The 12,741-nt window shown below is 66.5% G+C and carries 8 protein-coding genes; 3 read left to right on the top strand and 5 right to left on the bottom strand.

Translation table 11 applies throughout. The annotated features are described in order from the left end of the window. Positions 1-209 precede the first annotated feature (209 nt). The 3 genes from BBX35_RS15740 (at position 210) to BBX35_RS15750 (ending at position 5,428) form a co-directional block, all read left to right on the top strand. Positions 210-953 (top strand): response regulator transcription factor, encoded by a 744-nt coding sequence (locus BBX35_RS15740; protein WP_279626369.1) that lies wholly within the window; start codon positions 210-212, stop codon positions 951-953. Further along, positions 950-2,380: a HAMP domain-containing sensor histidine kinase gene (locus BBX35_RS15745; RefSeq protein WP_341871223.1), complete on the top strand. Its 1,431-nt coding sequence runs from the start codon at positions 950-952 to the stop codon at positions 2,378-2,380. The genes BBX35_RS15740 and BBX35_RS15745 overlap by 4 nt, the downstream gene beginning before the upstream one ends. A 129-nt stretch (positions 2,381-2,509) precedes the next feature. Continuing rightward, entirely contained in the window at positions 2,510-5,428 is a 2,919-nt protein-coding gene (locus BBX35_RS15750; RefSeq protein ID WP_425274606.1) for a bifunctional [glutamine synthetase] adenylyltransferase/[glutamine synthetase]-adenylyl-L-tyrosine phosphorylase, read from the top strand. A gap of 69 nt (positions 5,429-5,497) precedes the next feature. On the opposite strand, the gene BBX35_RS15755 is transcribed toward BBX35_RS15750, so the two are convergent. The 5 genes from BBX35_RS15755 to BBX35_RS15775 form a co-directional block, all read right to left on the bottom strand. Further along, positions 5,498-5,974 carry an SRPBCC family protein gene (locus BBX35_RS15755; protein WP_067221982.1) on the bottom strand — a complete coding sequence of 159 codons (477 nt, stop codon included), beginning with the start codon at positions 5,972-5,974 and terminating at the stop codon, positions 5,498-5,500. After that, positions 5,964-6,311 carry an ArsR/SmtB family transcription factor gene (locus tag BBX35_RS15760; RefSeq protein WP_067221984.1) on the bottom strand — a complete coding sequence of 116 codons (348 nt, stop codon included), beginning with the start codon at positions 6,309-6,311 and terminating at the stop codon, positions 5,964-5,966. Before BBX35_RS15760 ends, BBX35_RS15755 begins: the two co-directional genes overlap by 11 nt. Before the next feature lie 174 nt (positions 6,312-6,485). Then, on the bottom strand, positions 6,486-8,795 hold the full coding sequence (locus BBX35_RS15765; RefSeq protein ID WP_244271641.1) for a PAS domain-containing sensor histidine kinase: 2,310 nt from the start codon (positions 8,793-8,795) through the stop codon (positions 6,486-6,488). A gap of 302 nt (positions 8,796-9,097) precedes the next feature. Continuing rightward, positions 9,098-11,743, bottom strand: coding sequence for an aminopeptidase N (gene pepN / locus BBX35_RS15770; protein WP_067221987.1), 2,646 nt, complete (start codon positions 11,741-11,743; stop codon positions 9,098-9,100). 125 nt (positions 11,744-11,868) lie between these two features. Further along, positions 11,869-12,696 carry an alpha/beta hydrolase gene (locus tag BBX35_RS15775; protein WP_244271642.1) on the bottom strand — a complete coding sequence of 276 codons (828 nt, stop codon included), beginning with the start codon at positions 12,694-12,696 and terminating at the stop codon, positions 11,869-11,871. Between the last annotated feature and the right edge of the window lie 45 nt (positions 12,697-12,741).

Below are 12,741 nucleotides of genomic sequence, written 5' to 3' on the forward strand. Positions count from 1 at the left end.
GACCTTTGGAAAAGAGTGTCCTGCCGCAAGCCGAACCGGATGAGGTCATCCGACGACAAGCCCCCGGACGGGTGGTCTGTCATCCGGAAGGTCACCGGCATGCAAGGGGCAGGTCCGCAACCGCCACGAGGTGCATGCCAGGGGGCCGAAGCCCCGGGCCGTCCTGCGGTCCGGGGTTTTTTCGTCGCGTTCGACGGGAGCTCTTGCCGATGCTAAACCCAGCAAACAGAACCAGCCTGAAAACCGAGATCAACGACACGGAAGAGGTCATGCGGATCCTGATTGTCGAGGACGACAAGGAAGCAGCGAGCTATCTGGCGAAGGCCTTTCGCGAGGCCGGCCATGTGGTCGATCACGCGGCCGACGGTGAGGAAGGCTACGATCTGGCGACCAGCGCGCCCTACGACGTGCTCGTGGTCGACAGGATGCTGCCGCGCCGGGACGGCCTGTCGCTGATTTCCGGCCTGCGGGCCGAAGGGCACCACACGCCGGTGCTGGTGCTGTCCGCGCTCGGCCAGGTCGACGACCGGGTGACGGGCCTGCGCGCCGGCGGCGACGACTATCTGCCCAAGCCCTACGCCTTTTCCGAGCTGCTGGCCCGGGTGGAGGCGCTCGGGCGCCGGCCGCGCCAGCGCGAGGTGGAGACCAGCTACACGGTCGGCGATCTGACGCTCGACCGGCTGAGCCACACGGTGACGCGCTCGGGGCAGGAAATCCCGCTGCAGCCGCGCGAGTTTCGATTGCTGGAATACCTGATGCAGCACGCAGGCCAGGTGGTGACCCGCACCATGCTGCTGGAGCATGTGTGGGAATATCACTTCGACCCGCAGACCAACGTCATCGACGTCCATATCTCGCGGCTGCGCGCCAAGATCGACAAGGACTTCGACCGGCCGTTGCTGCACACGGTGCGCGGTGCCGGCTACACGATCCGCGACAGCGGCCGCGCATGAGCGAGATGACCGCGACCGGCCGGCTGTTCCGCACAACGGCCATCAAGCTCGCGCTGATCTATCTGGCGGCGCTGACGCTCGCCTCCGGCGCGGTCCTCATCTACCTGTCGCAGAACACCGCCTCGGTGCTGCGCGAACAGGTGGTCGACACGGTCGATGCGGAGATCTCCGGCCTTGCCGACCAGTACCGCATCGGCGGCATCCGGGCGCTCGTCGCCACCGTCGATGCCCGCTCGCGCCGTCCGGGCGCCAGCCTCTATCTGGTCACCGACTTCGCCGCCAACCAGCTCGTCGGCAATATCGAGCAGCTCGACGACCGGGTGCTGGCCGGCGAGAGCGGCGAGCTGCAGCGCGTGATCTACACGCCCATCGGCGGCGGTCCCCGACGCGAGGCGCTGGCCCGCGTGTTCCAGCTTTCCGGCGGCTTTCGCCTGCTGGTCGGGCGCGACCTGCAGGAGCAGCAATATTTCCGCTCGCTGCTGGCCGAGGCGATGCGCTTCTGGCTGTTCGTGCTGGCCGCGCTCGGGCTCGTCACCTGGGTTTTCGTCAGCCGCCGCGTGCTCAAACGCATCGACGCGATGACCGCGACCAGCCGGCGCATCATGTCGGGGGATCTCAGCGAGCGCTTGCCGGTCGAGGGGAGCGGCGACGAGTTCGACCGCCTGGCGATCGGCCTCAACGCGATGCTGACCCGCATCGAGGCCCTGATGCAGGGGCTGAAGGACGTTTCCGACAACATTGCGCATGACCTGAAGACGCCGCTGACGCGCATGCGCAACCGGCTGGAGGAAGCGCTGCGCAGCGACCTTGCCGGCGACAGCAAAGCGCGGGCGGTGCTGGAAACCACCATCGACGACTGCGATGCGCTGATCCGCACGTTCAATGCGCTGTTGCGCATCGCCCGGGTCGAGGCGGGCTCCTCCGACGCCAGTTTCGACGAGATCGACGTCTCTGAACTCGTGCGCGAGGTGGCCGAGCTCTACGCCCCGGTCGCGGAGGACGAGGGCGGCGGCATGGAGCTGCGCGTGGCCGACGGGTTGCGGGTCTCGGGAAATCGCGAGCTGCTGGTCCAGGCGCTGATAAACCTTGTCGAAAACGCACTGAAATACGCTCGGCAGGAGGAGGGCGACGGCGCTAGGGTGGAACTGGAAGCGCGTGCCGACGGCGACGAGGTGCTGCTGGGCGTGCGCGATCACGGCCCGGGCATTGCCGATGCCGACAAGGAGCGAGTGCTGCACCGGTTCGTGCGGCTGGAAGCCAGCCGCAGCGCGCCGGGCTCCGGTCTCGGCCTCAGCCTGGTGGCGGCGGTCGCGCGGCTGCATCGCGGGCGGCTGGAGCTTTCCGACGCGCAGCCCGGGCTGATGGCGATGCTGCGGCTGCCGGCGGCCGGCGGTGCGGGTGGCGCCGCGCCGGCTGGCGGAGATTGAATCATACAGCCCTTCTCAAAGGGCGATCGGGAGGTCGGATTGAACGACAGTGTCGCAGCGAAGGGCGCCGCAAACCACGGCGGCCGCAACGGGAATGACGTGGGATCAGGCGCCGGGGGCGCGCCTTTGCTGGCGGCGATCTCGCTCGTTCCCGCCCCCGAAAGCACGGCTGCGGCGGACGCACTGGCGCAGGATCTTGCCGATGTGGTCGCGGGCCTCGATGCGGACGACGCACAGCGCGACCGCGTCGGTGCGTTCCTGTCGGGTGCGCTGACCAACGCGCCTTACCTGCGCGATCTTGCCCTTGCCGATCACGAGCGCCTTGCCGCGCTGCTGCAGGAGAGCCCGCAGGCGCGGGTCGACAGGCTGGTTGCCGAGGCGCGCGAGCTGTCCGGTGAGGAAGAGGGCGCGGTGATGGCCGGCCTGCGCCGGCTGAAGCAGGACCTCGCGCTGACGCTGGCGCTTGCCGACATTGCCGGCGCGCTGGATCTCGATGCGGTGACCGGCGGGCTCAGCAGGTTCGCCGATGCCGCGCTGACGGCGGCGATCCGCTTTTGCCTGCGCGACCTTGCCCGGCGCGGCAAGTTCGAGATCCGCGACGAGGCGGCCCCGGAAAACGGCTGCGGCTTCGTCGTCCTCGCCATGGGTAAATATGGCGCGCTGGAGCTGAACTATTCCTCCGACATCGACTTGATCGTGATGTACGAGCCGGAGCTTGCGCCCGTTACGGGCGGGGCGGAGGCGCCGGTCGAGTTCGTGCGCATGACCAAGCGGCTGGTCAAGATGATGGGCGACCGCACGGCGGACGGCTACGTCTTTCGGACCGACCTGCGGCTGCGCCCGGATCCCGGCGCAACGCCCCTTGCCATGTCGATCCCCGCCGCGCTTGTCTATTACGAGAGCCTCGGCCAGAACTGGGAACGCGCGGCCTTGATCAAGGCGCGGGCCTGCGCCGGCGATGTGCCGTGCGGCGAGAGCTTCCTCAAGGAGATCTCGCCCTTCATCTGGCGCAAGTACCTCGACTATGCGGCGATTGCCGACGTGCACTCGATCAAGCGGCAGATCCATGTCCACAAGGGCCATGGCCGGATCGCGGTCGCAGGCCACAACGTCAAGCTCGGGCGCGGAGGCATCCGCGAGGTGGAGTTCTTCGCTCAGACCCAGCAGCTGATCGCCGGCGGGCGCATCACCGAGCTGCGCGGCCGGCGGACGCTCGACACGCTGGCGACGCTTGCCGAGCTCGACTGGATCGCGGCGGATGCGCGCGATGAGCTGACCGAGGCCTATCGTTTCCTGCGGGCGGTGGAACACCGGATCCAGATGGTCAACGACGAGCAGACGCACATCCTGCCGGCGGATGCCGAGGCGCGAGCGCGCGTCTCCCGGCTGATGGGCTTCGCCGAGCTGGAGCCGTTCGAGGACGAGCTGCGCACACGGTTGAAGCGGGTGCAGAAGCACTATTCGGCGCTGTTCGAGAACGAGCCGGAGCTGGCCTCCGACCTCGGAAACCTGGTATTCACCGGCGACGACGACGATCCGGAGACGCTGGAGACGCTGACGCGGCTCGGCTACCAGCGACCGAAGGAAGCGGGCAAGATCATCCGTGCCTGGCATTTCGGCCGCTATCCGGCGGTCCGCTCGTCCAAGGCGCGCGAGCGGCTGACCGAGCTGCATCCGGTGCTGATCGCCGCGCTGGCGAGCACCGACAATGCCGATCAGGCGCTGATCGCCTTCGACGGCTTCCTGTCGAAGCTCCCCGCCGGCGTCCAGCTGTTCTCGCTGCTGCGCTCCAATCCGCAACTGCTGAAACTGCTGGCGACGGTGATGGGCGCCGCCCCCCGCATGGGCGAGGTGGTCTCGAAGCGGGTGCATGTGCTCGATGCGGTGATGGATCCGGCTTTCTTCGGGGCCATGCCGACATCCGAGGAGTTCCGCACCGGCCTCGCGCGCACGCTCGACCTTGCCCGCTTCTATGAGGATGCGCTCGACCGGGCGCGGATCTTCGCGCAGGAGCAGCAGTTCCTGATCGGACTGCGACTGCTCTCCGACACGCTGAACGCCCATCAGGTGGGAGAGGCGCTCGCGCGTCTCGCCGAGACGGTGGTCGCCGGCCTGATGCCTTTCGTCATCGACCAGGTGGCGGAAAACCATGGGCGGCTGCCTGGCGCGGATTGGGCGGTTGTCGCCATGGGCAAGCTCGGCGGGCGCGAAATGACCGCGGCCTCCGATCTCGACCTCATCCTGCTTTACGATCATCCGGAGGACGAGGCGGAAACCGACGGCAAGCGGCCGCTCGCGGCCAGCCAGTATTTTATCCGCCTGACCCAGCGGCTCGTTGCAGCGCTATCGGCACCGACGGCGGAAGGGCGCCTCTACGAGGTGGACTTCCGCCTGCGTCCGTCCGGCAATGCCGGGCCGCTGGCAACACGCCTGACCGCCTTCGAGGCCTATCAGGTCAAGGAGGCCTGGACCTGGGAACACATGGCGCTGACCCGGGCGCGGGTCATCGCCCGCTCCTCCGACGCCTTTGCCAAGCGCATCGATGCCAATATCCGCGAGACGCTGGCGCGGCCTCGCGATGCGGACAAGATCGCTGCCGAAGTCGCCTCGATGCGCGGTCGGATCGAGGCGGAGAAGGGGACGTCCGACATCTGGGACCTGAAGCAGGTCGCTGGCGGCATGGTCGATATCGAGTTCGCCGCCCAGTACCTGCAGCTGGTCAATGCGCAGGCGCATCCCGAGATCCTGTCCCAGACGACCGAGACCGTGCTGGAGCGGGCGCGCGATGCTGGGCTGCTGTCGCCGGGCGATGCCGAGGTGCTGCTGCCGGCGATCCGGCTGTATCACGCGCTGACGCAGGTGCAGCGCCTGACGCTGGAGGGACCGTTCAAGGTCGATACGGTGCCCAAGGGCGTGCGCGAACTGCTGGTGCATGCCGGCGAGGCGCCGGACTTTTCGCATCTCGAGGCGATGCTGTCCGATCGGCAGAAGCAGGTCCGCGCGACGTTCGAGAAGCTGGTTGGGAAGGTCTCGGCCAAGGCCGGGTGAACGGCGCAGCAGCTGATCAGACGGGGCGACGCGCCCGGGCGCGTCGCCGCATGTCGGGAGCGCGAAAGCCTATCGCGACTTCAACAGGTCCAAGGCATAGGCGTCCAGCTGCTCCGAAACCGTACCCCAGCCGTCATGGAAGCCCATGTCCTCATGGGTCTTGCGGGCGTCCGTGGAACGGTGCCGGGCGATGGCGGTGTAGGTCGTGCCGCCGTTGTCGTCGTCCTCCAGCAGCAGAAGGGCTGTCATGAACGGGTCCGGCGCGGGCTTCCAGCCTTCGGTATAGGCATCGGTGAAGACGAGCTTTTCCTGCGGCACGACCTCGAGGAAGACTCCCTCATTGGCCATCTCGGTGCCTTCCACGTCGAAGGTCGTGTTGAACCGGCCGCCGACCCGCAGGTCGATCTCGCAAGCCGTGACCTTGTGAGGGCGGGGCACGAAGAAGTGCTTGATGTGTTCGGGCGTCGTCCAGCACTCCCACAGGATCGAACGCGGGGCCTTGAGCGTACGCTTCAGGATGAGATCGGTTTCCGGATCAAGTTTCATCGGTTCTCTCTTTCACGATCTTCGCGACATAGGCGTCGAACTGGTCCATGCGCGAGGTCCAGAGCGCCTGCTGCTCCGCCAGCCAATGGGTGACGGGCGCTATTCCGTCCGCCGAAAGCCGGCAATATCTCACGCGGCCCTTCTTCGTCGTCTCGATCAATCCGGCTGCTTCCAGCCTGGACAGATGACCCATGAACGAAGGCAGGGCCATGGCGTGAGCCGAGGCCAGTTCACTCACCGAAGCCGGCCCTCTCGCGAGGCGAGAGACCACCGCCCTGCGCGTTTCGTCGCCAAGGGCGGCGAACTTGAGGTTCAGGTCCGGATCATGCTTAGCCATTCGCCTAACTATCCATTCATCGTGAAGAGGTCAATCGAAATTTAGGTCATCGCCTAAGTTTCAGGAAGGGGCCTGTCCGGCGGCGCGGTGTCGCAGGGTGCAGCACAAAAGAAAAGGGCCCGCGATGCGGACCCTTGATTATGGGCGTGCCCAGAACTGAATGAACAGGTTAGGTCAGGCCGCCTTGCTGGCCGGCCGCGCTTCCACCGGCAGCGTGACGGTCACCGTGGTGCCCTTGCCGACGCTGGAGCGGATCTCCATCGTGCCGCCATGCATCTTGACCAGCGACTGCGCGATGGCGAGGCCGAGGCCTGAACCCTTGTGCGTCTTGGTGAACTGGTTCTCGACCTGGACGAAGGGCTTGGCCAGGCGGGTGATATCGCTTTCGCGGATGCCGATTCCGGTGTCCGAGATGGCGATCACGACCGCATTGGCGCCGTCCATCCTGCCGTGGGTCGCGGCCAGTGTGACCGAGCCGTTGTCGGGCGTGAACTTGACCGCATTGGCGAGAAGGTTGAGCAGGACCTGCTTGACGGCACGACGGTCGGCGGAGAGGGCAAGGCCCTCCTCGGTCTCGCAGGTGACCGAAATCGTCTTCTCGGCAGCCGCGGCGGAGATGATGCGCGTGACGTCGGTGACGATGGCGCCGAGGTTCACGGCCTCCCGCTTCAGCTCCATGCGACCGGCTTCGATCTTCGACATGTCGAGAATGTCGTTGATGACGTTCAGCAGGTAGCGGCCGCTGTCATGGATGTCCGTGCAGTACTCGCGGTACTTGTCGGAGCCGAGCGGGCCGAACATGCCCTGGTCCATAATCTCGGAGAAGCCGATGATCGCATTGAGCGGCGTGCGGAGCTCGTGGGAGATGTTGGCCAGGAATTCGGACTTGGCCTGGTTGGCCTCTTCCGCCTTTGTCTTCTCTTCCGAATACTTCTCGGCGAGTTCCACGAGCTGCTGCGCCTGCACTTCCAGCTTCTGGCGCGACTGGCGCAGGTCGGCGACCGTGGCCATCAGCCGGCGCTCGCTCTCCATCAGCTTTTCCTCGTGGCGCTTCAGCGCCGTGATGTCCGTGCCGACGGAGACGAAGCCGCCGTCCTTGGTGCGGCGCTCGGAAATCTGCAACCAGCGGCCGTCGGCGAGTTGTGCCTCGTAGGACGAGGAGGGATCGGACGCGTCGCTGCCGATGGTTGGGCTCGCCGACACGACGGTCTGGCGGGCGGCGGCCATCACCTGCGCATAGGGCGTGCCGGCCTTGATCGCGGAGTTCGGCAGGTTGTGCAGCGTCTGATAGTTCGAGTTGCACATCACCAGATGGTTCTCGGTGTCCCACAGGACGAAGGCTTCCGAGATCGTCTCGATGGCATCGCGCAGCCGCAGATCCGCGGTGCGGCTCTGCTCGGCAAGCTGCTTCTGCTCGGTGACGTCGATGCAGATGCCGATCAGGTGCGGCTCGGCGATGCCCGGCTCGCTCTGGACCTCGGCGCGGGCGCGCAGCCACACCCAGTCGCCATTGGCATGGCGCATGCGGAACATGCGGTCGACGGTGGTCTCGCCGGTCTCCAGCAGCGACTCCGCGAGATCGTAGAGATCGATGTCGTCCGGATGGGCGAGGGCGGAAATCTCCGCAAAGCCGAGAATGTCGTCGCGCGGCTGCAGGCCCAGCATCTCGTAGAGAGAGGCGGACCAAAAGATGCGGCCGCGGGAGAGGTCCCAGTCGAACAGGCCGCAGCGGCCGCGGTTGAGCGCCAGGTCGATGCGTGCCCGGGTGGCGGCATAGATCTGGTCTGCCTGCTCCGCGCGCGTCGCCTGGGCGAAGAAGGCGTAGATCAGGACCAGGAGAACAGAGGCGGTGCCGACGAACAGGGTCACATTGGCCGACACGCTGGCCCGCCAATCGGCGAAGATCATGTCCTTGGACTGGATCAGCGCGACCATGCCGAGCCGGCCGTCGAGATGATGGACGGTGGCATAAGCCTCGTCAGCTTCGCCGGCGGAGACGGTCAGGACCCCGGCGCGGGCGCCGAAGACGGTGAGGGGCTGGCCGGCGCCGAGCAGATCGGCGAGCGGACGGCCTTCCAGGTCGGAGCGGATCGGCGCGGTCGCCATGATCACGCCGTCCGGGTCGGCAACGAGGATGCGGCGTCCATCGCCCGTGGCGCGCGGCGGCAGGCTGTCGGCGAGGGCTGCCTGAAGTGCGGTGCTGAAGCCCTGCTCGGGAAGCGCGGCCTCGGCGGTCGACAGGCGCGCGGCCAGCGTCGTCGCGATCATCGTCAGATCGTCGCGCGCCCGCAGGTCGGTCTCTTCATGTTCGTAGGACAGCGTCAGCGCCCGATAGGTCGCGAGCGTGGCGATGAAGACGATGCACAGAACCGGAATGGCCCGGCGGAAGAACGGTTCAGCGGTGAGTAGTCGCTGATAGGCAGGCTGCGCCAGAAGGCGGATGTGCCCGGTCAGAGACTGCGAGTCACGCTGTCTTTTCAACATGTCCGCGAATCGACGCGCGGACGCAGCCCCTGCAAAGGCACGCGCCATCGTAATGGCCCCCGATGTGTCGATTTTGCCGCAAACAGAACGCAACCGGCGCTCGAATCATTTTCATTTGAATCGCATTCGCGGCCTTTGTCCAGAGTCCCCCAAGAAAAATATAGTTAACGGAAGCTTAATCCGATTTGCAAAACGCACAACTCTTGCGAGTCCTGCAAGGCCGATACGAAACGGGCCACCGAGGCGGTCCTGCAGGACTGTCCCGGCGGCCCGAAAGCCTGATTCGAGTGGGTGCCGATGACTTACTGCAGGCAGCGCTCGACAATATCGCGCATGTCGACGGAAAGGTCGGTTTCAGCCGCAAGGCGCCGCAAGGCGGCTTCGGCATGGGCCCGCCGGCCCGGCTCCAGCGCACGCCAGGAGCGGAAGGCGGACATCATCCGCGCAGCGGCCTGCGGGTTGCGTCGGTCGAGGTCGCGAGCGAAATCCGCCACGAAATCGAAGCCTGCACCGTCTGCGCGGTTGAACTGGCTCTGGTTGCCGCTGGCGAAGGCGCCGATCAGGGCGCGGACGCGGTTCGGGTTGCCCGCCGAGAAGGCCGGATGGCCGGTCAGCTGCCGAACCCGCTCCAGCGTCGAAGCGGTCGGGGCGGTTGCCTGCACCATGAACCACTTGTCCATGGCAAGCGGTACCGCGCGGTAGCGCTCCTCATAGGCCGCCAGCGCCGCGTCTCGGCCCGGCAGCGCGGCATGGGTGAGAACCGACAACGCCGCGAAGCGGTCGGTCATGTTGTCGCTCGCCTCGAAATGCGTCTGGACGAGCAAGTTGCCCGCCGGATCCGAGCCATGGCCGAGATAGTCGAGCAGGGTGTTGCGCAGCGCTCTGCGACCGGCCGAGCGGGCGTCGGGAGAGAACTCCGCCTCGTCCCGCATTGCCTCATAGGTCGCCCGAATCGTCGGGGCGATGTCGTCGGCAATGGCGCGGCGGAAGGCCGTGCGTGCGGCATGCACGGCATCCGGATCGACGTCGTGGCCGATCTCGCGGGCGATGTCGGCTTCGCCCGGAAGTTGCAGGCACAGGGCCCGAAAGGCCGGCTCCAGGCTTTCGTCGGCGACGTTGGCCGCGAACGCGGCGATCAGTGCCGGGCTCACGGTCACGGCTTCCTGCCGGGCCGCGCCGGCGGTTGCCGCGATCAGCGCGGTCATCACGACGCTTTGCAGCGCTTCCCAGCGATTGAAGGGATCCTTGTCGTTAGCCGCAAGGAACAGGAGATCGCTCTCGTTCAGATCGCTCTTGAGCGAGACGGGCGCGGAGAAGCCGCGCAGCAGCGAGGGAACGGGCCGCTCGGTCAAGCCGCTGAATACCACGGTCTGTACCGGGGTGCGGATGTGGAGCACGTCGCCGGTCGTGTCGGCACCGTTGATCGCTGCGGGCGCGAGCTCCTCGCCGTTTTCGCCCATGAGGCCGATGCGGACAGGGATGTGCATCGGCTTCTTGTCGGGCTGCCTGGGCGAGGGCGCAAGCTGCTGGCGGAAGGTGAGGGTGAGGCGGCCGGCTTCCTTCTCGTAGGCGCTGTCGACCTTGAGCACCGGGGTTCCGGCCTGCTCGTACCACAGGGAGAACTGCTCGAGATCGAGCCCGCTCGCCTCCTGGAAACAGGCGAGGAATGCCTCGATCGTCGTTGCCTCTCCGTCGTGACGGCGGAAGTAGAGATCCATGCCGGCCCGGAAAGCCTCGTCGCCGATGAGGCACTTGAGCATGCGCACGACCTCGGCGCCCTTCTCGTAGACGGTGGCCGTGTAGAAGTTATTGATCTCGTGATAGAGGCGCGGGCGCACCGGATGGGCGAGGGGACCGGCATCCTCGGGAAACTGGTGCGACTTCAGCAGCCGGACGTCGGCGATGCGCTTGACCGCGCGCGAGCGCATGTCGGCCGAAAACTCCTGGTCGCGGAAGACGGTCAGCCCTTCCTTCAGGCAGAGCTGGAACCAGTCGCGGCAGGTGATGCGATTGCCCGTCCAGTTGTGGAAATACTCGTGGGCGATGACGGTCTCGATGCCGGCATAGTCCTGGTCGGTTGCCGTCTCCGGGCGGGCCAGGACGTATTTGTCGTTGAAGATGTTGAGGCCCTTGTTCTCCATCGCGCCCATGTTGAAGTCGGACACGGCGACGATGTTGAACACGTCGAGATCGTAGGCGCGGCCGAAGACCTCTTCGTCCCAGCGCATGGAGCGCTTCAGGCTGTCCATCGCCCAGTCGCAGGCACCTTCGTTGCCGTGCTCGACATAGATGTTGAGGGCGACATCGCGGCCTTCACAGGTCCGGAAACTGTCGCTGACGCACGCAAGGTCGCCTGCCACCATGGCGAAGAGGTAGGCGGGCTTGGGATGCGGATCGTGCCAGATGGCGTAGTGACGGTCGGTTCCCGGCACCGGACCGCTTTCCACCGGATTGCCGTTGCCCAGCAGGACAGGCGCCTCGCTGGCGCGAGCCTCGATCCGGGTGGTGTAAACGGCGAGGCAATCGGGGCGGTCGAGGAAATAGGTGATCCGCCGGAAGCCTTCAGCCTCGCACTGGGTGCAGTAGGTGCCGTTCGAGCGATAAAGACCCATCAGCTTGGTGTTCGCGTCCGGGTCGAGCGTCGTCTCGATCTCCAGCGTGAACGGGCCGGCGGGCGGCGAGAGGATTTCCAGCCGGTCGGGCGCGACCGTGTAGTCGCCATCCGCCAGCACGCGGCCGTCGAGCGAGAGGGCGGTCAGGCGGAGGTCATCGCCGTCGAGCACCAGCGGCGTTCCAGGTGCCGTATCGCTCGCCCGCTCCAGCGCTAGGCGTGCCCGAACCTTTGCCGAGCGGGGCGCGAGGCGAATGTCGAGATGGACCGTGGAGATCCGGTAAGCCGGCGCCCGATAGTCTTCGAGGCGGACGGGAGCGGAAGAGTCGGGGCGCATGAAATTTCCTTCCTGCGGCTGCGGTGCGACGGCTCTTTCCCACTTTTCGGGAGAACCGGACCGGCTGCATTGACAAGGGTCATCGGAACGTCCGCGTCAGTTCTGCGGAGGGTTGGACCCGACGTTCAGCAGATCGATCGGGCCATCTCGACGAGACTCAAGGTCATGTCGCTGTCCGGATCGGCAAGCGGTGCGATGACGGTGAAATGGTTGTCCTGGCCGCGAATGTCGAGCTCGGTCCGGACGCCTCCGCGCTGCCAGACATCGACAATCACGCGCGACTGGCGGATGAACTCCGACGATTCGCCCCCGCCCACCGCGGCGACGAGGCGCGTGCCCGGCTGGGCGGCGAATGCGATCGGCGAAACATCGATGGCTTCCTTACGGTCGAGGCGCAGCTTCTCGTTCAGCGAGGTGCCGATCAGCGGCTGCAGATCGAAGACGCCGGAAATCGCGAGCCCCGCCGGCACCAGGCCGCGCGGCAGCCCGCGGCTGCCCCAGTCGGTGGCCAGCAGTGCTGCGGTCAGCTGCCCGCCGGCGGAATGGCCGTAGGCCACGACCGGGCGACGGTAGCGCTCCCACAGATGCGCCACGAGCCGCCGGATCTCCTCGACGATATCGCCGACGCGCACCTGCGGGCAGAGCGAATAGCTGGGAACGGCGACAGGGATGCCGTGGGCGTTGAGCCCCTTGGCCATGTGAGAGAAGAACGTCCGGTCGAGGCCCTGCCAGTAGCCGCCGTGGATGAAAAGGCCGAGCGGCCCGCGTTCCGGCATGCCGGCCTCGGGGAGAAACAGGTCGTAGACGGTCCGCTCCCCGAGCTCGTACGCGACGGCGAGCGTGCAATTGGCTTCGCCGCGATACTGCGCCGCGTCGCGCGCCCAGCCCTCGATGATCGCGGGATGTTCGGGTACCAGCGCCCGGTTGTTGTATTCGGCCTCGTAGTCGATCACGCGTTCGCTCCCGTTTGACGAGATGTCTCTTAGCTGTTGCGCCGT

The organism is Stappia indica (assembly GCF_001696535.1).
Lineage (GTDB): Bacteria > Pseudomonadota > Alphaproteobacteria > Rhizobiales > Stappiaceae > Stappia > Stappia indica.